The organism is Paracidovorax valerianellae (assembly GCF_900102625.1).
Lineage (GTDB): Bacteria > Pseudomonadota > Gammaproteobacteria > Burkholderiales > Burkholderiaceae_C > Paracidovorax > Paracidovorax valerianellae.
Window position 1 is genome coordinate 528,340 of record NZ_FMZC01000002.1, and the last position, 20,962, is coordinate 549,301.

The following is a 20,962-nucleotide window of genomic DNA, read 5'->3' on the forward strand; positions in this document are numbered from 1 at the left end:
AACGCATTGGCTGGACAGCCTTTCCAAGGCTCAGTCGCTCATCGTGATCTCGGGAAAATTTCAGCTTCGGTATAGCCTTCCATTCTGGTCAGATGCTCCACTCCGTTGCGCATCCTGGCTTTGATCGCACTGATCGACGCTGCCAGTTCTTCGAATTTCTGATCGGGCCTGACGGCTGCAGCGGCTTCCCATTTCTTGAACTGCGACCAATCCAATCGGGCTGCCGGCGTTTCGCGGTCCAGCTGTGCAACAAGATCAGCATGGCCTCGCAGCATTTCGTCTTTTGCCGCGATCACGTCTTCCAGGTCTTGAATCCTTCTGTTCATCGCACGCACGTTTCCAACGAGCTCCAGCGCTCCACTGGTGTGATATCCCATGTTCAAGCTGTTCAGCGCCAGCAGATCCTCGGCCATTTCGTGGCGACCTCTGTCGGCCTCTCTTTGAGCCAGCGCAGCGGGAGATTCAGTAGCCGTCGTGTGCTCAAGCGGGGTGGACCCAGGCCCATCCGAAGGCGGGGTTTCAATGGTCGCCAAGCTGGGCGCCGTTGTTTGCGGCTCAGAACGCACCGGTGCGGCCTCTGCTTTCACTGGAACGCTCTGCTTTTGCGGGGTGATGGGTCGTGATTGGGTGTCATCAAGGGTTTCCGTATCGGCTTCCACCTCCGAACTCCAGTCCGTCTGGGCGTCCAGATAGTCATCCGTGTCTGACTCGGCGTCAGACCCAGGCGCCGCAAACAGCCGCGCCTGCATGTCGCGCACTGCGGTCTCTGCCTCCTGAAAAACCGCTTCCAGATTGATCGACGCAGCCTGAGCCCAACTCTTATACCGCTCCGGTTCCGCATGCCCATCCAAACGACTCATCTGCATGCGCAGGTTGGCCTGTGCACTGAGCGCCGCGTCTCTGTGTTGCAGCATGCCTTGCAGATTCTCGACATGGTCCTGCATCGAGGCGAGGTTTTCCTCAACCGACTTACCCGCGTCGTCGACATACCTCTTCGGCTCTCCCAGCATCTTCAAAATCCCTTGAGCTGCAACGTCTCGGCGCCGGTCATCCTCGGCCAAAGCCTTCGCCGTGCTGATCGCAGCCGTTTTCGCTGCCTGCTCCATCCCCGCCTTCGGAGAGTGAATCCGAATCCCGGTATTCGAACGGGGACGGGGGTGTGAGGCCGGATGATGGTCGACAACCGTTTGGGAGTCCTGGATGGGCTTGCCCTGCGCGCCACCCCGGCCCTTCAGCGGCCCGTCCGTGCCAGGCTTGGAACTGGACTTGCTCGGTGGTGCGATGCCCTTGCCGCGCTCCGTATCGGAAGGGGCGACTCGCTTGGGCGATGTGATATCGACGATATGGACCATGGCTTCTCCCTTTGAATGCTTGAGTTAGGAAGCCGAGCGCAGAAACAAGGATTCCAAACCGCCCCTGAAGCCCGAAGCCTGTGCCAGACAGGCGAACCGCTTTACCGCCGCCTCCCCATCGCACTCCAGACCCAGCGCGCCCCGTGGTTGCTGGCCGATTGCTATGGATTCAGGAGTATGCTGTCACTCCCGGGAAGGCAGCCAGGCGAGGAGCCCTGCGCAGCGCCCCCGGATGAAGCATCCGACCCATTCATGAAGCACCTGTTGAATCTGCTGGCCGCCGTGGCACTGCTGGTCTGGGGCACCCACCTGGTGCGCACCGGCGTGCTGCGTGTGTTCGGCGCAAACCTGCGCACCATGCTCGCCCGCAGCATGGGCAACCGCTTCACTGCGGCACTCTCCGGCATCGGCGTGACCGCCCTGGTGCAGTCGAGCACCGCCACCTCGCTCATGACCTCGTCGTTCGTGGGCCAGGGGCTCATCACATTGCCCGCCGCGCTGGCTGTGATGCGCGGGGCCGACGTGGGCACGGCGCTCATGTCCGTGCTGTTCTCCACTGATCTGTCCTGGCTGTCGCCGCTCTTCATCTTCGTGGGGGTGGTGCTGTTCATCACCCGCCAGTCCAGTTCGGCCGGGCGCGTGGGGCGCGTGCTCATCGGACTGGGACTCATGCTGCTGGCGCTCGAAATGGTCGTGCAGGCCAGCGGTCCCATGCTCGCGTCGCCCATCATCAAGGCGATGCTCGGCTCGCTCAACAGCGACATCGTGATGGAGATCGTCATGGGCGCGGTGCTGGCGGTGATCGCCTATTCCAGCCTCGCCATCGTGCTGCTCATCTCGGCCATGGCGGCCTCGCATGTGGTGCCGCTGGACGTGGCCCTGGGCCTGGTGCTCGGCGCCAACCTGGGCAGCGGCCTGCTGGCGGTGCTGACCACGGCCAAGTCGGCCGTCGAAGTGCGGCAGGTCACCGTGGGCAATCTCGTGTTCAAGCTGATGGGCGTCATGCTGGTGGCGCCTTTCGTCGGGCTGTGGCTGCTCTACGTGCAGCCCCAGATGCCAGGCACGGCACAGGGCGTGGTGCTGTTCCACCTGGGCTTCAACGTGATCATCAGCCTGGGGTTCATCGCATTCACGCAATGGGTGGCCACCTGGGTGACCCGGCTGCTGCCCAAGCCCGCGGGCGCGCAAAGCCTGCGGCCGCACCACCTGGATCCCTCCGCCCTTTCGACCCCTTCGCTCGCCATCTCCTGCGCCGCGCGGGAGGCTTTGCACCAGGCCGACGTGGTCGAGACCATGCTGCTCGGCGTGCTCGACGTCATCAAGAAAAACGACGTCCAGCTGGCCGAACGGCTGCGCAAGATGGACGACGAGGTGGACGAGCTGTACTCATCCATCAAGTATTACCTCACCAAGATTTCGCGCGAAGCCCTGGGCGAGGAAGAAAGCCGCCGCTGGACCGACATCATCAGCTTCACCATCAACATGGAGCAGATCGGCGACATCATCGAACGCGTGCTGCTCGACATCGAAGAAAAGAAGATCAAGAAAGGCCGCCAGTTCTCCGAAGCCGGCATGGCCGAGATCACCGAACTGCACGAGCGCCTGATCAACAACCTGCGCCTGGGAATGAGCGTGTTCCTCAACGGCACGGTGCGCGATGCGCAAAAGCTGCTGGAAGAAAAGGCGCGCTTTCGGGACCTGGAGCGTGCCTACGCAGCCACCCATCTGGTGCGGCTTTCGGACAAGACGCTGCAAAGCATGGAAACCAGTTCGCTGCACATCGACCTGATCAGCGAGCTCAAGCGCATCAATTCGCACATCTGCTCGATCGCCTATCCCATCCTGGACTCGGCCGGCGCCCTGGCGCCAAGCCGCCTGCGCACCGCCACCAGCGTAGCCCAGGAAGCCTCGATCGGAAAGTGACAGGCCAGGGCCCGCAGCGTGCTGACCCTGACGCTCGGAACGCCGGACGGAGTTGCGCTTCACCGTTGGCACGCTGGCGCTCCAATCAGCCGAAGTAGTTCCGTTCTCGCTCCAAGCCCGCAATGACCCAACCCATCCATGCTGAAGGCCCGCTGGGCCTGACATCGTCATTTATCACAACCCCGAGTGCGGCACCTCACGGACCGTGCTGGCGCTCATCCGTGCCAGCGGGGTCGAGCCACACGTGATCGAGTACTTGAAGACGCCGCCTTCGCGGGCCATGCTGGAAGGGTTGATCGCACGTGCGGGCGTTTCGGTGCGCGACGTGCTGCGTGCGAAGAATCCGCTGCATGACGAACTGGGCCTCGGCGACCCAGCGCTGGCCGACTCGCAGCTGCTCGACGCCATGGTGGCCCATCCCGGTTTGATGAACCGGCCGATCGTGGTGTCGCCGCGCGGCGTGCGATTGTGCCGGCCTGCCGATCGGGTGAACGATCTGCTGCCCAGCAAGTAAGCCGGCGCCGTTCCGCTGGATCGGGACGGCAAGCATCTTTCCGAAGCGAATTTCGAACAATTAGAGAAGCTTGCTGGCAGAAACGCCGGTCAACATTGCGGCAAATTTTTCCGCTCCGTCATGCATTGATTGCCGAAGAGGCCGTATGCACCGTGGGCCACGCACGAGCGTGGCCCACGCCATCGCTCAAGGCTGCAGCAACTCCGGCTGCGTGCGGATGGAGGTGCGGTCGCGATGGTCCTGCAGCTTGCCCAGCGCACTGTCCAGTGCCCGCTGCAATTTGGCTTCGGCGCCGCGGAAGGCTTCATCCAGGGTTGGCGCATGGTGGCTCACAGCGACGGGTGCCTGTTGCGGCAGATGGGCTTCGATCATGCAGCGCTTGTCATCGGCCCCGCCCTTGGCGTGGTTCACGTCCGACAGGTGCACCTCGACGCGCCGCACCCCTTCGGTAAACCGGTTCAGGTTCTTGCGGATCTCTCCGTCGGCCCAGCGCTCCAGCGCCTCGCGGTTTTCCATGCCGTTGCCCGTATTGATGTGAATTTCCATGGAGTCTCCTGAGTCAAGATTGAGATGTGACAAGGCTCAGGTTGCCTGGGGGCATGGCCGGGTTCTGTAGGCCAACGGAGCATCGGCCCGTGCGGACGGCCCGTTGCCGTCCGGAGCCGCAATGCCTGTGCGCGTCGTCCGACGTTGCAGGGCACCGAATGGTTGCAGGCTGCATGCATTGGTTCGATGCGCGGCTGTTTCGAACCTGATCCGGTCCGACAACCCAGAGAGGAAATCCATGAGCCCCACCCAACGCAAGCCACCGAGCGATGAACCGGAAGTCACCCAGGAGAACGACGTACCGCTGGACGGCACGGACCCCGACGGCGAAGACATGATGAAAGAGGTGCGGAACGACCGGCTGGAAGTGCCGCCCGGCGAAGAAAAATCCTGACGCCTTGCCCGCAGGCAGCTACTTCGGTGCTGCCGTGGACGCCGCCTGCGCTGCGCGCGCTTGCGACGCGTTGGCAGCGATGCGGTCGGCCGGCGGCAGGCCTTCGGGCCGGCGCGCATAGCGCTGCGCCAGCACCGCGCAGACCATGAGCTGCATCTGGTGGAACACCATCAGCGGCAGCACGATCGCCCCCACCGCATGCGAGGCGAAAAGCACCTTGGCCATGGGCACGCCGCTCGCGAGGCTCTTCTTGGAGCCGCAGAACACGATGGTGATTTCGTCTTCTTTCGAGAACCCGAGGCGTCGGCTGATCCAGGTGGTCGCAGACAGCGCAATCGCCAGAATGACCGCGCACACGGCCAGCAGGCCTGCCAGCGCCGGCAGCGGAATCTGCCGCCATAGCCCTTCGATCACGGCCGCGCTGAAGGCGGTGTACACCACCAGCAGGATCGAGCCCTGGTCCACGAACTTGAGCACGGCCGCACGGCGCTGAAGGAAACCGCTGATCCACGGGCGCATCAGATGGCCCGCCAGGAACGGAACGAACAACTGCAGCGTGATGCGCCCGATGCTGGCCAGCAGATCGTGCGCGCCGCCAGCAGCACCCGCCGCGCCGTGCGCTGCCGGAACCCCCGGCAGCACCAGCCCCACCAGCAACGGCGTGATCACGATGCCCAGCAGCGTGGAACCCGACGCGGCGCAGACCGCAGCCGGCATGTTGCCCCGTGCCATGGCCGTGAAGGCGATGGCCGATTGCACAGTGGCGGGCAGCACGCACAGGAAGAGCACGCCCAGATACAGCTCGGGCGTCACCAGCGGCTGCAGCACCGGGCGCAGCGCCCATCCAATGAGCGGAAACAAAACGAAGGTGGACGCCACCACCACCAAGTGCAGGCGCCAGTGCGACAACCCGGCCACGATGGCTTCGCGAGACAGCTTGGCGCCGTGCAGGAAGAACAGCAGCGCCACGGCAGCCACCGTGGCCTGCTCGAAGCCCTGGGCCACGCGCCCGGAGGCAGGCAGCAGACTCGCCAAGGCCACCGTGCCGAGCAGGGCGAGCGTGAAATTGTCGGGAAGGAAGCGGGAGCGGGCCATGGGAGAGCGAAGCCTTTGCGATCGAATGGTTGCCATTAGGCCCAAAAGCCCGCCCCAAGTGAAATGGATTTATCTGATGGTTTTATGATTTCGAATCATGAATGTCACGCTGCGCCAACTCCATGTCTTCCGGTCGGTCGCCGCCACGCGCAACTTCAGCCGCGCCGGCGAGCAGATCGGGCTGACGCAACCCGCCGTGAGCCGCTGCATCACGGAGCTGGAAGCGCAGCTCGGTTTGCAACTGCTCAACCGCACCACGCGCGAGGTGGAACTGACCGAGGCCGGCCGCAGCCTGGCAGCGCGCCTGGAGCGCGTGCTCGACGACCTGGACACCGTGCTGCTCGACGTGCGCGGGATGGCGTCGGAGCGGCGAGGCCGCGTGCGCGTCGCCAGCAGCCCCACGCTCTCGGCGCACCTGATGCCCGACTGCATCGCCCGCTGCCAGCGCGAACTGCCCGGCTTGCAGATCGTGCTGCTGGACCGCATCCAGAACGACGTGCTGGCGAGCGTGCTGTCCGGCGAGGTGGACTTCGGGGTGGTGATCGACCCCGGAGAGCGCGAGGCACTGACCTGCGAGGCCATCCTGACCGAGCCGTTCTGCCTGGCCTGCCCGCCCGCGCATCCCCTGGCGCGCAAGCGCAGCGTGCGCTGGACCAACCTCGAAGGCCAGCCGCTGGTATTGCTAGACCACGCCTCGGGCAGCCGCCGGCTCATCGACCAGGCGTTTGCGGCCCATGGCGTCCATGCCACCGTGGCGCAGGAGGTCGGCCACCCGACCACGATCTTTCGCATGCTCACTGCGGGACTCGGCATCTCGGTGGTGCCCACGCTGGCGCTGCCGCCCGAAGGGCTGCACGGCGTTGCCGTCAGGCCCCTGCGACCGCAGGTGGACCGGGAGATCGTGCTCGTGCACCGCCGCAACCGCGCGCTGGCGCCCGTGGCGCAAGCAGCGTGGGATCTGGTGCGGACGGTGGCGCGGGAGCGGCAGGCCAAGCGATAAACGAACTTCGCTCCGCCTGCCACGAGCGGCCTATTAAGACCTTTGCGATGGCGCCTGGCGTCCGGAGGCGTCGTATTCGGTGTTCTGGATCTGTGTACTGCGCCCAAAGGTGCGGCGCTCCGGTGCCGCCGGGGTGGTTTCCGCTGCAGCACCGCTTTGGGCTTGCGCGCCCGGGTTCACCATGTGTTGATAGAACTCTCTCTCAGCCGGTGTGTTGAACATCATCGTTTGCATATCAGGGTCGAAAGACTCCTGACGCGTGAAGCCTGAGGACGAAGAAGGCGTGTGGGCCGGTGGTTTTTCAGTTTTCGGTTTGGGCGTGTAGCCGCCTTGTGCATAGACACCGCCCTGCGCAGCCGCTTCCGCCATCAATTGTTGGTGCCGTTGTTCTTTGACACTGAGTGGACGCGCAGACGACGACTCCCCGCCGATCCGCGTGCGTGGCCGGGCACCCTGGTCCGACGCATTGGCGCCCGATTGGCCACGGGGCGGAGGCATTCCCGACGGAGCGGCATGCGAATGGCGCGATGTCTTTCCTGAAGGGCTCCCAGAGGATTTCTTGTCCCCTTCTTTGGGCTGGGTTTGCGTGTCGGACGACTTGCGTCCAATGCCTAATTTACTGAGACCGAACATGGGATGCTTTCCTGGAGCGAGAACATGAATCCCACTCTAGCCCTGCCATCCGCCCGTGTGGATCGCCATGCGAAGCATCAAGCCAATGAACGCAACGCTTCAGGATCACCAGCCGTAGAACCCCGCCAACACCAGCGCCGCCTCCGGCGTGAACTCGCCGCGCTCCAGTCGCGCATGCACTTCTGGCGCGTCCAGCAATTCGAACCGTTCCACTTCACCATCCTGATTCACCGGTGCCACGCCCTCGGGCACGGTCGCGTGGAACCAGTCGATGCGCTCGACCATGTAGCCGGCCCCTTCGCCGTCGTCGCTCGGCCGGGCGAAGTCCACGTGGCCGCCCTGGGCCACGTTTTGCAGCGCGGCGATGTTGAGGCCCGCTTCTTCCCAGGTTTCTCGTTCGAGGGCGGTGTCCAGCGTGTCGGCGGCGCTGACCATGCCGCCCATCAGCGTGTCCCACCGGCCGGGGTGGGTGGGTTTGTCGAAGGCGCGCTGCTGCACCCACATGCGGCCATCGGGCGCACTGGCCACGAGGTGCACGGCGCAGGTGGCGATGCCCAGCGTGCGCACGGCACCGCGCTCCACCGTGCCGATGCGCTCGCCGGCCGCGTTGCAGACCGCCAGTTGCTCGTCGCGCCACGGGCCGCAGCGCCCGGCCCGGCGCAAGGCACCGGCCAGCAGCGCGAGGGCCGCAGTGGCATCGCTGCCGATGCGGTCGAGGTGCCAGCCCACCCTGCCACCCTGCTCTACTTTTAATAGCAACCCAGGCATGTTTTCCGGCGGCAGGGCGATGATTTCATTCAGAACGCCGTCCGCCACCGTGCCCACGATGTGGCCGGCGACGGCGAAGGGCAGGCGCGCTGCCGCAGCGGGCCGCTGGGCCCGCGCACGCGCGGCGGGCAGCCAGCCCGGCGCGCTGGGCGCAAGCGCGCTCATGACAGGGTGAGAACGGTGCAGCCGGTCGTCTTGCGCGCTTCCAGGTCGCGGTGCGCCTGCTCCACGTCGCGCAGGGCGTAGCGCTGCTCGATGTGGATCTTGACGGCGCCGCTCTGCACCACCGCGAACAGGTCGTCCGCCATGGCCTGCGTGGCCTCGCGCGTGGCGATGTGGGTGAACAGGGTCTGCCGCGTCACGTAGAGCGATCCCTTGGCGCCCAGCATGCCGGGCGCGAACGGCGCCACGGGGCCAGAGGCGTTGCCGAACGTGGCCATGAGGCCGAAGGGCCGCAGGCATTCGAGCGATTTGTCCCAGGTGTCCTTGCCCACCGAGTCGTACACGACCTTCACGCCCTTGCCGCCCGTGATGTCCTTCACGCGGGCGGCGAAGTCTTCGGTGCGGTAGTTGATGGCGTGCGCAGCGCCGTTGGCCAGGGCCAGCTGGCACTTCTCGTCGCTGCCGGCCGTGCCGATGAGCTGCAGGCCCAGCGCCTTCGCCCATTGGCAGGCGATGAGGCCCACGCCCCCGGCCGCGGCGTGAAAGAGCACATGGTCGCCGGGCTGCAGGCCTTCGGCGGGCAGTGTCTTCTTGAGCAGGTACTGCGCCGTCAGGCCCTTGAGCATCATGGCCGCGCCGGTCTCGAAGCTGATGCCGTCGGGCAGGCGGCAGACGGTCTTGGCAGGCATCACGCGCACTTCGGCATAGCTGCCGGGCGGGTTGCTGGCGTAGGCGGCGCGGTCACCCACCTTGAGGTGCGTGACGCCCTCGCCCACCGCCTCCACGATGCCCGCGCCTTCCATGCCGATGGCGGCCGGCATCTGCAGCGGATACAGGCCGGTGCGGTGGTACACGTCGATGAAGTTCAGGCCGACGGCATGGTGGCGGATGCGGATTTCGCCCGGGCCGGGCTCGCCGACGGAAACATCGACGATCTGGAGTTCTTCGGGACCGCCATGCTGGCGGATCTGAACGGCAAGACTCATGGGAACACTCCTGCAAGAGAGGGGAAAAATGAAAAGCCGGCAAACGGAAAGCGCCTGAATCCTGCCATGTTTTTCCCGGCTCTGCCGAGGGCCGAGACGCTACAGTCCAGCCCCATGACGCAACGACTCACTCCGGGCACGATCGCCCTCCTGGCCACCGCGCCGCTACTTTGGGCCGGCAACGCGGTGGTGGGACGGATGGTCCACACCCTGGTGCCGCCCGTCACGCTGAACTTCATCCGCTGGGCCCTGGCGTTTCTGGTGCTGCTGCCGCTGGCCTATCGCGTGCTGGGTCCGAAGAGCCCGATGTGGCCGCACTGGCGGCGCTTCGCCGCGCTGGGCCTGCTGGGCATCGGCTGCTACAACGCGCTTCAGTACATGGCGCTGCAGACCTCGACGCCGCTGAACGTCACGCTCGTGGGCTCCAGCCTGCCGGTGTGGATGCTGACCGTGGGCGCGCTGTGCTTCGGCGTGCCGGTGCGGCGCCCGCAGCTCATCGGCGCGGTGCTGTCCATGGCGGGGGTGCTGCTGGTGCTGAGCCGGGGCGAATGGAGCCAGCTGCTGGCGCTGCGGCTGGTGCCGGGCGATCTCTTCATGGTGCTGGCCACCATTTCTTGGGCCTTCTACAGCTGGCTGCTGGCGCGCACGCACGAGCCCGCCACGGTGCGCTCCGACTGGGCGGCGTTCCTGATGGCGCAGATGGTCTTCGGGCTGGCCTGGTCGGGCGCCTTCGCCGGGGGCGAGTGGGCCATGGGCCACTCGCACATCGAATGGGGCTGGCCGCTGGCGGCGGCGCTGGCGTTCATCGCGGTGGGGCCGGCCATCCTGGCGTACCGGTGCTGGGGCGTGGGCGTGCAGCGTGCGGGGCCGGCGGTGGCGGGGTTCTTCATCAACCTCACCCCGCTGTTCGCGGCCGTGCTGTCGGCACTGTTCCTGGGCGAAACCCCGCACCTGTACCACGCGGCGGCGTTTTTGCTGATCGTGAGCGGCATCGTGGCCTCCTCGCGGCCGCAAAAGGCCTGAAGGCACCGAAGCCTGCTGCGCCAAGAGGCTTGAGGTCAAAAAGGCCTTCAGCGCAATCAGGACCAGGGAGCATTGCTATAAATAGGATAGCAAATCATTCATGAAGCCCCGGGGCTTCATGAATCGCCTGGGCACGGCTCAGAGCGGTCCGGGCGCTGGCGAGACCGGTGTGGCCCGGTCGGCGAAGCGCTCCATCAACTCGGCCACCGGCAGGGGCCGCGCGAACAGGTAGCCCTGGTAGAGGTCGCAGCCGTGCAGGGCCAGAAAGTCCTTCTGCTCGGCGGTTTCCACGCCTTCCGCGATCACCTGCAACTCCAGGTTGCGGGCCATCCCGATGATGGTCTGCACGATCACGTCGTCGGTGGGCCGCACGCCCAGGTTGCGCACGAACGACTGGTCGATCTTGAGCTGGTGCAGCGGCAACCGCGTGAGGTAGGCCAGCGACGAATAGCCCGTGCCGAAATCGTCCACCGAGAACCGCACGCCCTTGGTGCGCAGCAGGTGCATCTTGGCGACCGAATCCTCCACGTTGTCCAGCACCAGCGATTCGGTCAGTTCCAGCTCCAGCAGATGGGGCCGGACGCCGGTTTCCTGGATCACCTCCACCACGCCGGCCACGAAGTCGGGGTGGCGGAACTGCCGCGCGCTCACGTTCACCGACACGTGCAGGTTGCGCAGGCGCGGGTCCCGCTGCCACTGGGCCAGCTGCTCGCAGGCGGTGCGCAGCACCCACATGCCGATGGGCACGATCAGCTCGCTCTCCTCGGCCACGGCGATGAAGTGCCCCGGCGCCACCAGGCCGCGTTCGGGGTGCTGCCAGCGCAGCAGCGCTTCGGCGCCCACCATGGTGCCGGGCAGCGTGAACTGCGGCTGGTAGTGCAGCACGAACTGGTTTTGCTGGATGGCGGTCTGCAGGTCTGATTCGAGCTGCGCGCGCTGGGTGATGACCACCTGCATCTGCGGATCGAAAAAGCACAGGCCATGGCCGCGGCGGGCCTTGACCTGGTACATGGCGATGTCGGCCTGCTTGAGCAGTTCGGCCGCAGACTGCCGCGAATCGCCGAACACCGTGGCGCCGATGCTGCAGTTGCTGTGGTGCGTCTGCGAGCGCAACTGGTAAGGCTTGCTGAGCGCCAGCAGAATCTTCTCGCCGATGCGCCGCGCGAGCGTGGCGGCCTCCTGCGGGTCACGCGCCAGGTCGCACAACATGACGACGAACTCGTCGCCGCCGAGCCGCGCGACGGTATCGGTGGTGCGCACGCAGTCCTTCAGGCGCACGGCGACCTGCTGCAGCAAAAGGTCGCCCACTTCATGGCCCTGCGTGTCGTTGAGGGTCTTGAAATGGTCCAGGTCCAGGAACAGCAGCGCCCCCAGCTCGCGCGACCGCGATGCCGTGGCGGCGGCCTGGTTCAGCCGGTCCAGCAGCAGGCGGCGGTTCGGCAGGCCGGTGAGCAGGTCGTAGAAGGCGAGGTTCTCGATCTCGGCGCTCGCCATGCGCAGGTCGGTCACGTCGTGGTACGAAATCATGAGCCCGCCTTCGGGCGTGGCGCGCTCGGTGATCTGGATGAAGTGGCCGTTGGGCAGCATTTGCTCGTGCGTGCCGTCGGGGTGGCGCTGCAAGGCCAGGCGCTGCTCGACCCATTCGCGCCGCTGCCCTTCGCTGCTGTCGGGCAGGTGGTGCAGCACGGTGGCCTCCAGCAGGGCGCGAAACGGCAGCCCCTCGGCCATGATGCCGCGCAGCCAAGGAAAGATCTCCTCGAACCGGCGGTTCCACTGCAGCACCTCCTGCTGGCGGCCCAGCAGCACGAAGCCGGTCACCATGGAGCCGAGCGCCTGATCCAGCGTGGCCTTGGAACTGGCCAGCGCCATGCGCGCGCGGTTCATGCGGTTGAGGTAGGCGATGGTGGCCAGCCCTGCCGCCGCCACGGTGGCGCCGAACAGCGCGGCCACGAGCACGATCGCGTTGCGCTCGCTGCGCCATGGCGCCAGCGCCGCCTCCTGCGGCAGGCTGGCGGAAATCCAGAAGTCCGGGTACAGGATGGGCCGCGCCACCACCAGCGCCGAGACGCCGGTGATGCGAGCGCCCTGCCCCCAGGCGCTGATCGGCGTGCCCACTTCGCTCAAGGGGTGCACCCGCGCGCGGTGGCGCGCGTCGCCCCGGCCCGAAAAGCCCAGCAGCATCTGCCCCTGCCCGCGCTCCAGCGTGATCTCCAGGCCCGAGATGTCCACCGCCTGCGTCAGCACCGACACCAGCATGCTCGTGGGCACCTGGGCGATGGCCACCAGCCGCGTGCCGACCGGCGACCGCACGTGGCGGGCCACGTACACCACGCGCTCGGAACTGGAGAAGCTCACCGTCGGCACGCTGATCGCGAGCGTGGGCACGGCCTGCCCCATGACCTCTTCGAAAAAGCCCGACGGCAGGTCCAGCCCCACGCGCGCTCCGGCCGCGTCCGACGAGGCGACCACCTTGCGCTGCCCGTCCATCAGCGCCACGTAGCGCACCATGAGGTTCTGCCGCGCGGCGGTGCGCAGCAGCTGGCTCACCGAGCCTGGCCCGCCGGGCTCGTGCATCTGCTCGCGCAGCGCCATCAGGTCGGCGGTGCTGGCCAGCAGCACGTCCAGCCCCAGCAGCGCACGGTTGACCGCCGCCTCGGCGCCGGTGGTGAAGCGCGTGACCTGCGCCTCGCTTTCCATGAGCGCGGAGTGGCGCGTGCTCCACACCAGCCAGATTGCAGACCCTGCCAGGGCGAGCAGGAACACCACCACCACGCTGCTGATGGCGGCATGAATGTGTCGGGGAAAGGCCTTCATCAAGGCGCCCGGGGGGCGGGAATACCGCGCGCAGGGCCGACTGTCCGGTTCCACAGATCGACGCAAACCGGGCCGCAGCGCCGCTGCCAGTTCGCCAGCACCGTGGTGCGCAGGATTTCGACGCGGCGGGCATCGTCCGCGGCAGAGACCGGCACCACCATCATCGAGCCGCGAGCGCCCTTCTGGCACGAAGGCCGTCCGGTGTTGCAGGCCAGCCCTTCGGAGGTTTCGCGCTCGGCATCGGCCCAGATGGTGGCCTCCAGCCGGGGCAGCTCGCGCTGCAGCAGGGCGCGCAGGTCGGCGGGCAGCGAGTTCCAGATGTCGCGGTTGGCCCCGAAGATCGACAGGCCCCAGGTCAGCGGCATGGGGTAGACGTACTGGGTCACTTCATAAAGGCCCATGGTGTTGCCCGACATGGTGCCGGTCACTGCGCATTCGCTGTCGCCGGCCTTCAGGCTCGCCACCATCTGGCCGAAGCCCGTGTGCACCGGAATGCCGCCCAGGGCGCTGATGAAGTCGGCCTGCGAGGCCGAAGCCACGCGGATGCGCCGGCCCGACAGGTCGGCCAGCCCGGTCATGGCGTTCTTGCAGAAGATCACCTGCGCGGGATAGACATAGATGGCCAGCATCTCCATGCCGTGCTCCTGCCGCAGCGCGCTCTGCAGGTAGGGGCGAAACGCCGCCACCGTGGCGCGCAGGCTGGCGATGTCGGGGTTGAGGCCGGGAAGGTCGGGCGCGGTGTATTGCGGGTACTGCGCGGTGAGCGAGCTCATAAGGGTGGTGCCGAAGGGCACCACGCCCAGCTCGACCAGCCGCAGCATTTCCATGCCCGGCACGCCCGCGCGGTCGAAGGGAACGATGGTGGCGGAAAACCGCCCGTTGCTGAGCGTGGCCAGCTCCTGGGTCCAGAACGGCGCCTCGCGCTCCTGGTATTGGGACAGCGCCCCGAGGCTGCCGACCACCCGCAGCATGAAGGGTGCCGACACCGGCGCGGGCGCAGGCCCTTTCGGCGCGGTGGGCGCCCCCGTCGTACTCGCCTTGGCCGGCACAGGGCTTTGCGCGGCGCCCAGCAAAGGCGCGCAGCAGAGCCAGGCCAGTGCCAGGCGGCACAGTGCGCGCGTCAGGAAATGGTGTTGCATGAAGGAACGCCGTAGTTCTTGTTGCCGTGTCGCCGCCAGAGATTTCTCCATCCCCGGCTTTTGTACCATCTTGCTGCGATTTGACCAATGGGGCGTGCTCTCGGCACGCCGCGCTTTACAACACCTTCGCCCGGCGGCACGGCCGGCCCGGGCCCGGCTCAGAGCCAGCCCGCCCGCCGAAAGCGGTAATACAGGTAGCCGCACACGCCCAAAATCAGCAGCAGCGCCGCCGGGTAGCCATAGGCCCACTTCAGTTCGGGCATGCCTTCGAAGTTCATGCCCCAGATGCCTGCGAACGCGGTGCAGACCGCGAAGATGCTGGCCCAGGCCGCCAGGCGCTTGGTGATCTCGTTCTCTTCGATGGTCACCATCGACAGGTTCACCTGGATGGCCGTGCCGATGGTGTCGCGCATCGCGTCGATGGAGCCGTTGATGCGGCTCAGGTGGTCGAGCACATCGCGAAAATAATCCTGCGAGCCCATGCACACCTGGGGCACGCGGCCGCCATGCAGCTTGCCTACGCCCTCCAGCAGCGGCGCCACCGCGCGCTTGAGCACCATGGCGCGGCGCTTGAGTTCGTACAGGCGCTGGATGTTGTTGTGCGGCGCGCCCTTGGTGAAGATCTGCTGCTCGATCTGCTCCAGCTCCACCTCCAGCGCATCGATCACCGGAAAGTAGCGGTCCACCACCGCGTCCATCAGCGCGTACAGCACGAAGCCCGCGCCGGTTCGCAGCAGCTCGGGCTGGCGCTCGCAGCGCTCGCGCACGCCCAGGAAACCCAGCTTGCTGCGGTTGCGCACCGAGAGCACGTAATTGGTGCCCACGAACACATCCACCTCTCCCACGTTGACGCCGCGCTCGGCATCGGGCTCGACCAGGTGCAGCACCGCGAACAGCGAGTTGCCGTATTCCTCGATCTTGGGGCGCTGGTGGCCGTGCTGCGCGTCTTCCACAGCGAGTTCGTGCAGGCCGAACTCCTGCTGCATCTCTTGCAGCTCCTGCGGCGTGGCATCGGCCAGCGCCACCCAGACGAAGCAGCCCGGCAGCGAAACGTAATCACTGATGTGATCGACCGAGATATCGGCCAGCTTGGCCCCGTTTTGGTAGGCAACGCAATTGATCAGCATCGGGGGGCAATCCAGTTCCTTGGCAACAGGCTGAATCTTGCCATGCCGGCGCTACGTTCCGGAGCTTCCGAGGTCCCGCGGAGGCAACGGCAAAAACGCCTGCACCCGGGCGTCGTAGTCCCAACGCGTCAGCCGGTGGCGGGCAGGCAGAGCGCCCAGGCCGGGCACGCCCGCATCGCGCCGCTCCAGGGTCACGAGGCTGTTGGGGGCATGGGCGCGCAGGCGCACCGACACCGCCGTTCCCGCCCGCGCAGCCCACAGCCCGGGCAGCACCTCGGCCAGGCCGGGCTCATGGGCATGGCCGGACAGCAGCAGTTGCGCGCCCGCCTCGCGCCAGCGCGCCAGCGCCTCGCCGGCCCGGTGGGGCCGGTGCTCGGTGTCGCTGGTGGGGTGCACCACCAGCGGGTGGTGGGTGACGACGATGCGCCAGCGGTCGCGCGGCGCCGCGGCCAGCCGCTCGGCCACCGCGTCGATCTGCGCATGGGACAGGCTGCCGCGCTCGTGCCGCCAGGGGCGCGTGGTGTTCACGCCCACGGCCAAAAAACCGGCCACATCGCAGACCGGCTCCAGGTCGCGGCCCCACCAGCGTTCATAGCGGCGGTAGGCACGGCCCAGGCGCTCCCACCAGGCGAAGAGCGGCACATCGTGGTTGCCGGGCATGACCAGCAGTTGCGGCACGGAGAGGCCCGTCAGAAATTCATGCGCCTGCGCGAACTGCTCCGCCGTGGCGCGCTGCGTGAGGTCGCCCGACACCACCAGCAACGACACGTCCAGCGTCTGCACCAGCCGAGCCACCGCCGCGCACACGCGCGGGTCGTGCGCACCGAAGTGCAGGTCCGACAGGTGCATGAGAACGCTCATCGCGGTTCGCCGGCGTTGCGCGTTCAGCCCGCCGGGGCCAGGCCCGGCACGGCGGCCGGGGCGGCCTCGGGTTCCGGCTCGGCCTCGGCGACGGCGGCGACCGGTATGGCGCCTTGCGTGGCCGGGTCGTCGTCGCGTGCCGTGGCGGTGGGGGCCACCAGCCACAGCGGCCGGTCTTCCACCCGAAAACGCAGCGGCGGCGCCATCCATTCGCGCTCGCCGTCGAAAGCCACTTTCACGCGGTGCGGGCGCCAGGTGGGCTCCACCACCATTTCCGCGCAGGCGAGGCTGATGACGGCTTCGTCGCGCGCCAACTGGCCGATGGCCGCGTTCCACACGGTGCGGGCCGTGGCCGCGCGGCTCTGGGGCTTGAGCAGCAGCACGGCCAGGTGATCGCCCTCGGCCACGTCCTGTGCCTGCGGAATGCCCAGGCGCTCCAATTGCAGCGGGTTGTTGCCAACGAACAGCGTGGACGCGAAAAACTCCTCCCGCGTGGGCGCTGCCACCCGGTGCTGGCGCAGCGCCACGCGCCAGCGCCTTGCGGACGCCGGCCTGAAAAAACTCCACACCGCCGAGACGATGGCCACCCAGCGCGATCGCCCGAATCGGCGCGACGCCAGTTCCCGCTCTTCCAGCAGGCGCGGATACAGCCCCACGCTGGCGTTGACGAGGAACATGCGGTCGTTGACGAAGCCCACGTTCACGGGCCGCATGTCGCCCGCATCCATGGCATCGAAGATGTCATTGGCGGCCTGCTCGGGATCGAGCGACAGGCTTTGTTCTCGCGCGAAGTAGTTGAAGGTGCCCACGGGAATCACGCCCATGCGCACTTCGTGCTTCCATGCGGCCGTGGCCACCGCGTTGATGGTGCCGTCGCCGCCGGCCGCCACCACCAGACCGCCACTCGCCTTGGCGGCCAGCGCGGCCTCTTCGGCCGCCTGCACGATGCCGGCGCGCAGCGCGGGCACATGCCACTGCACTGCATTGCGCTGCAGCGGCGCCAGGGCTTCGAGCCGGGTGCGCAACTGCGCATGGTCGGCCCCCGGCCGGTGGGGCACCACCAGATGGATCGGGCCGCGCCCTCGGGGCATGGACGCTGGCAGGTCGTTGGATGGCATGTGAGAAGGCTTTCGGGGGAGAAGGTCCCGGCCGCGCAGCTGGTGAGAGCCGTGCTCGCGGCAGGCGCCCGCACGGCGGGACGCCCGATTCTGCACATGGCCGCGACAGGGCCCGCATCGGCAGGCAGGCGCACCCCTTGTCAGCCATGGCCGACAGGCCCGAACACGCCCGCGCGGGGTGCAGTCGGAGCACGACAAACCCCGATGCGCCGCCGGGAATTACGGTGGGCCCCGCCTCCGCTCCTGCCACCATTGGCGCCCTGACCACTCCCTTGCCGTGATCCATGCCCTTGCCGTGCCGCTGCCATCGCCCCGCCCGCTCGCCCTGCCCTCACGCTACGCTGCGGACCATTTCGCTCAAGGGGAACGAATGATGGACGCGCAGTCCATGGCCCTGTGGGCCGCATCGCACCCGCTGACGGTCTGGGCAGGCGGCATGGCGATAGGGCTGTTGGTGGCCATGGCCCTCTGGGCCGCCACCGGCCCGCTGCACGCCCATGGCGCCCGCTGGGCCGCTCCCTGGGCCGAGCGCTGGACGGCGCCGCAGCATGCCGGTCCTCGGCTCCTGGCTACCCTGTTCGTGGCGGCCATGCTATTGCTGGCCTGCGCCCAGGCCCTTGCCGCATTGGCTGAGGAATGGGCCGCGCCCACCACCTGGGCCCTACTGGACCAGACGCTGGCCGACACCCTGCGTACCACCGCCAGCGTCGCCACGCTGACGCTGTTCGCCAAACTCACCCACGCTGGCGACGTCGCCGTGCTCACGGTGCTGACCGTGGCCGTGGCCGCCGCCCTGTGGCTGCGCCGCTACCGGCTGCTTGCCCTGGGCTGGCTGGCCGCGATGATCGGCAACGGCCTGCTCACGCGGGCTTTCAAATACACCTTCGAACGCGTGCGGCCCGTGCACACGCAAGAGATCTCCACGGCCGACGGATTCAGCTTTCCCAGCGGGCACAGCAGCGCCTCGCTCGTGGCCTACGGAATGCTCGCCTACCTGGCGCTGCGCCTGCTGCCCGCGCGGTGGCACCTGCCCGCCGTGCTGCTGGCCGTGGCCACCGTGTTCACCGTGGGCTGGAGCCGCGTGGTGCTGCAGGTGCATTTTGCGAGCGATGTGCTCGCCGGCTGGCTCACCGGTGGCGCCTGGCTGGCCTGCTGCGTGATGGTGATGTCAGGCGTCGGGCACTGGCATCGGTCCCGGTCAGCCACCTTGGCTTGAAGGGAGGGCGTTAGAACACCAGGCTGCCGCCAAAGCGCCCTCGTCTTCCGTCAACGCGCGGCGCGCCCGGGGCGATCCGCCGCCACCGACAGCCCGAAAACCGCCAGCCCGCCCAGCGCCAGCAGCACGCCCACCCAGCCTGTGGAGGTCCACCCCAGGCCGGCCGTGATCGCCACGCCGCCCAGCCAGGCGCCCAGCGCGTTGGCGCAGTTGAACGCCGAATGGTTGAGGGCCGCGGCCAGCGTCTGCGCATCGCCCGCCACGTCCATCAGGCGGATCTGCAACGCCGGGCCGATGGCGACGATGGTGCCCAGCAGGAACGTGGCCGCCGCCGCCGTGGCGACATGGTGCGCCGCGAACACGAAGCCGCCCAGCACCGCGATGGACCACAGCAGCAGGCCTCCGATGGTGCGCATCAGCGACTTGTCGGCCAGCCGCGCGCCCACCAGGTTGCCCGCCACCATGCCCGCGCCGAACAACGCCAGCACGATCGGCACGCCGGACACCGGCAGCCCGGCCACTTCCGTCAACGTGGGCTTGATGTAGCTGAACACCGAAAACATGCCCCCGAAGCCGATCGCCCCAATGCCCAGGGTGAGCCATACCTGCTTGCGCCGCAGCGCATCCAGCTCGCGCCACGGGCTGGCGCCCTCGGCCGGCGCCTGGTAGGGCACGCCCCGGCGCACCATGGCCATGGCGGCCACCGCGATCAGGCCCACGAACACGAAGGCCGCGCGCCAGCCGAACACCTGCCCCAGCCACGCCGCGATCGGCACGCCCAGCAGCGTCGCCCCGGTCAGCCCCAGCATCACCAGCCCCACCGCGTGGGCGCGCCGGCCGGGCGGCGCCAGCGATGCGGCCACCAGCGCCGCCACCCCGAAATACGTGCCGTGGGGCAACCCCGTCACGAAGCGCAGCAGATTGAGCGACAGATACCCCGGCGCCAGGGCCGATGCGAAATTGCCGAGGGCATACACGCCCATCAGTGCGATCAGCAAGGCCCGCCGCCCCCAGCCGGCCGCCATCACCGCCAGCACCGGCGCGCCGATCACCACGCCCAGCGCATAGGCGCTGATCACATGCCCCGCCTGCGGAATGCTCACCCCGATGTCGCGCGCCACCTCGGGCAGCAGGCCCATGATGACGAACTCACCCGTGCCGATGGAAAAGCCCCCCAGGCCCAGCGCCAGCACAGCGCGCATCAGCGTGCGGTCGTCGCGCACCGGGACATCGGAGGGAGCGGCCGCCGGAACATCGGCGGAGCTAGAAGGCATGGAAGGCGTGGTCATGGAAAGGACGGCGTGCACGCCCGCGACCCGGCCTTCGAAGCGACCCGGACGGCAGGCGGGGATGGGAAAAATCAGGGTTAACCCGCAGGCCGTTGACCATATCACGCCAGGCTTCCGCCCTTCGGAAGGGAGGTTTTGCAAGGAAATCCAACGGTTTCGCCGGCCGCCGCTAAGCTTTGGCGACGAGCATTGATCCCCTGTCCATCAGTCAGCGTTTCCCAATCAAACCAAGGAGTCCCCCATGAGCGACCAACCCTGGCACGGCGTCCGCGTGCTGGCCTTCGACATCTTCGGCACCGTGGTCGACTGGCACGGCAGCATCGTTCGCGAGGTACAGGCCCTGTACCCGCAAGTGGATGCCGACGCCTTCGCCCTCGCCTGGCGCGACGGCTACCAACCCGCCATGCAGCGCGTGCGCAGCGGCGAACTGGGCTGGACCCGCATCGACGAACTGCACCGCGTCATCCTCGACGGCATGCTGCCCCGCTTCGGCCTGCAGCACCTGACCGAAGCCGAGCGCCAGCACCTGAACCGCGTATGGCACCGCCTCGACCCCTGGCCCGACAGCGTGGAAGGGCTGCAGCGGCTCAAGCGCCAGTACACGATCACCACGCTCTCCAACGGCAACATCGGCCTGCTGACCGACATGGCCAAGCGCGCCGGCCTGCCCTGGGACTGCGTGCTGAGCGCCGAAGTGTTCCGTGCCTACAAGCCCGACCCGGCGGTGTACCTGGGCGTGGCCCGCACATTCGACCTGGCGCCCGAGCAGGTCATGCTGGTGGCGGCGCACCACGAAGACCTGGCGGCGGCGCGGGAATGCGGGCTGCGGACCGCCTACATCGAGCGGCCATGGGAATTCGGGAAGGCGCGGCCGAAGGACGTGTCACCGCAGGCAGGGAACGATTGGCATGCGGAGAGTCTGGTGGGGCTGGCGGAGCGATTAGGCGTGTAAGAGCATCAGCAGCACACGCGGCGCGGCGGCAGGTAAGCTCCTCGCATAAA

Annotated in this window: 18 protein-coding genes and 1 pseudogene; 7 read left to right on the forward strand and 12 right to left on the reverse strand. The window is 67.5% G+C overall.

Annotated features, from left to right (window positions below; translation table 11 throughout):
• Nucleotides 1-38 precede the first annotated feature (38 nt).
• Entirely contained in the window at nucleotides 39-1,352 is a 1,314-nt protein-coding gene (locus tag BLT03_RS05090; protein WP_092740922.1) for a hypothetical protein, read from the reverse strand.
• A gap of 252 nt (nucleotides 1,353-1,604) precedes the next feature.
• Here BLT03_RS05090 and BLT03_RS05095 point away from each other — a divergent pair, with 252 nt between their 5' ends.
• A complete protein-coding gene (locus tag BLT03_RS05095; protein WP_092740924.1) occupies nucleotides 1,605-3,275 on the forward strand; it encodes a Na/Pi cotransporter family protein in 1,671 nt (556 codons plus the stop codon).
• A 163-nt stretch (nucleotides 3,276-3,438) separates the two neighbouring features.
• Nucleotides 3,439-3,780, forward strand: a pseudogene (gene arsC / locus BLT03_RS05100) (arsenate reductase (glutaredoxin)); the annotation flags it as partial.
• Nucleotides 3,781-3,975: 195 nt separating this feature from the next.
• On the opposite strand, the gene BLT03_RS05105 reads toward arsC, so the two are convergent.
• A complete protein-coding gene (locus tag BLT03_RS05105; RefSeq protein WP_092740928.1) occupies nucleotides 3,976-4,335 on the reverse strand; it encodes an HPF/RaiA family ribosome-associated protein in 360 nt (119 codons plus the stop codon).
• 238 nt (nucleotides 4,336-4,573) lie between these two features.
• Here BLT03_RS05105 and BLT03_RS24415 point away from each other — a divergent pair, with 238 nt between their 5' ends.
• Nucleotides 4,574-4,729: a hypothetical protein gene (locus tag BLT03_RS24415; protein ID WP_175537664.1), complete on the forward strand. Its 156-nt coding sequence runs from the start codon at nucleotides 4,574-4,576 to the stop codon at nucleotides 4,727-4,729.
• An 18-nt stretch (nucleotides 4,730-4,747) separates the two neighbouring features.
• Here the strand turns inward: BLT03_RS24415 and BLT03_RS05110 are convergent, their stop codons facing one another.
• Nucleotides 4,748-5,824, reverse strand: a complete 1,077-nt coding sequence (locus BLT03_RS05110; RefSeq protein ID WP_092740930.1) for a bile acid:sodium symporter family protein — start codon at nucleotides 5,822-5,824, stop codon at nucleotides 4,748-4,750.
• Between the two features lie 97 nt (nucleotides 5,825-5,921).
• Between BLT03_RS05110 and BLT03_RS05115 the strand changes: the two genes are divergently transcribed.
• Nucleotides 5,922-6,824, forward strand: a complete 903-nt coding sequence (locus tag BLT03_RS05115) for a LysR family transcriptional regulator (RefSeq protein WP_092740932.1) — start codon at nucleotides 5,922-5,924, stop codon at nucleotides 6,822-6,824.
• A gap of 33 nt (nucleotides 6,825-6,857) precedes the next feature.
• Here BLT03_RS05115 and BLT03_RS23770 read toward each other — a convergent pair whose 3' ends face one another.
• From BLT03_RS23770 to BLT03_RS05130, 3 genes are all read right to left on the reverse strand, one after another.
• Nucleotides 6,858-7,457 (reverse strand): hypothetical protein, encoded by a 600-nt coding sequence (locus BLT03_RS23770; RefSeq protein ID WP_139160325.1) that lies wholly within the window; start codon nucleotides 7,455-7,457, stop codon nucleotides 6,858-6,860.
• Between the two features lie 105 nt (nucleotides 7,458-7,562).
• Nucleotides 7,563-8,390 carry an NUDIX hydrolase gene (locus BLT03_RS05125; protein ID WP_092740936.1) on the reverse strand — a complete coding sequence of 276 codons (828 nt, stop codon included), beginning with the start codon at nucleotides 8,388-8,390 and terminating at the stop codon, nucleotides 7,563-7,565.
• The gene (locus tag BLT03_RS05130; RefSeq protein WP_092740938.1) at nucleotides 8,387-9,373 is read right to left on the reverse strand and encodes a quinone oxidoreductase family protein; all 987 of its coding nucleotides are present in this window, start codon (nucleotides 9,371-9,373) and stop codon (nucleotides 8,387-8,389) included. Before BLT03_RS05130 ends, BLT03_RS05125 begins: the two co-directional genes overlap by 4 nt.
• A 114-nt stretch (nucleotides 9,374-9,487) precedes the next feature.
• Between BLT03_RS05130 and BLT03_RS05135 the strand changes: the two genes are divergently transcribed.
• Nucleotides 9,488-10,396 (forward strand): DMT family transporter, encoded by a 909-nt coding sequence (locus tag BLT03_RS05135; RefSeq protein ID WP_092740940.1) that lies wholly within the window; start codon nucleotides 9,488-9,490, stop codon nucleotides 10,394-10,396.
• Nucleotides 10,397-10,534: 138 nt separating this feature from the next.
• Here the strand turns inward: BLT03_RS05135 and BLT03_RS05140 are convergent, their stop codons facing one another.
• From BLT03_RS05140 to BLT03_RS05160, 5 genes are all read right to left on the reverse strand, one after another.
• The gene (locus BLT03_RS05140) at nucleotides 10,535-13,210 is read right to left on the reverse strand and encodes a bifunctional diguanylate cyclase/phosphodiesterase (RefSeq protein WP_092740942.1); all 2,676 of its coding nucleotides are present in this window, start codon (nucleotides 13,208-13,210) and stop codon (nucleotides 10,535-10,537) included.
• Nucleotides 13,210-14,349 (reverse strand): TRAP transporter substrate-binding protein, encoded by a 1,140-nt coding sequence (locus BLT03_RS05145; protein ID WP_175537665.1) that lies wholly within the window; start codon nucleotides 14,347-14,349, stop codon nucleotides 13,210-13,212. The genes BLT03_RS05140 and BLT03_RS05145 overlap by 1 nt, the downstream gene beginning before the upstream one ends.
• A 158-nt stretch (nucleotides 14,350-14,507) precedes the next feature.
• Complete coding sequence (gene corA, locus BLT03_RS05150) at nucleotides 14,508-15,476, reverse strand: magnesium/cobalt transporter CorA (protein ID WP_092740944.1); 969 nt, start codon at nucleotides 15,474-15,476, stop codon at nucleotides 14,508-14,510.
• A gap of 51 nt (nucleotides 15,477-15,527) precedes the next feature.
• Nucleotides 15,528-16,337, reverse strand: a complete 810-nt coding sequence (locus BLT03_RS05155; RefSeq protein WP_092740946.1) for a metallophosphoesterase family protein — start codon at nucleotides 16,335-16,337, stop codon at nucleotides 15,528-15,530.
• 23 nt (nucleotides 16,338-16,360) lie between these two features.
• A complete protein-coding gene (locus BLT03_RS05160; RefSeq protein ID WP_092740948.1) occupies nucleotides 16,361-17,455 on the reverse strand; it encodes a diacylglycerol/lipid kinase family protein in 1,095 nt (364 codons plus the stop codon).
• Between the two features lie 277 nt (nucleotides 17,456-17,732).
• Between BLT03_RS05160 and BLT03_RS05165 the strand changes: the two genes are divergently transcribed.
• Nucleotides 17,733-18,671: a phosphatase PAP2 family protein gene (locus BLT03_RS05165; protein ID WP_353615273.1), complete on the forward strand. Its 939-nt coding sequence runs from the start codon at nucleotides 17,733-17,735 to the stop codon at nucleotides 18,669-18,671.
• A 50-nt stretch (nucleotides 18,672-18,721) separates the two neighbouring features.
• On the opposite strand, the gene BLT03_RS05170 is transcribed toward BLT03_RS05165, so the two are convergent.
• Entirely contained in the window at nucleotides 18,722-19,960 is a 1,239-nt protein-coding gene (locus BLT03_RS05170) for an MFS transporter (RefSeq protein WP_092740952.1), read from the reverse strand.
• 241 nt (nucleotides 19,961-20,201) lie between these two features.
• Here BLT03_RS05170 and BLT03_RS05175 point away from each other — a divergent pair, with 241 nt between their 5' ends.
• On the forward strand, nucleotides 20,202-20,912 hold the full coding sequence (locus BLT03_RS05175; protein ID WP_092740954.1) for a haloacid dehalogenase type II: 711 nt from the start codon (nucleotides 20,202-20,204) through the stop codon (nucleotides 20,910-20,912).
• The last annotated feature ends 50 nt before the right edge of the window (nucleotides 20,913-20,962 follow it).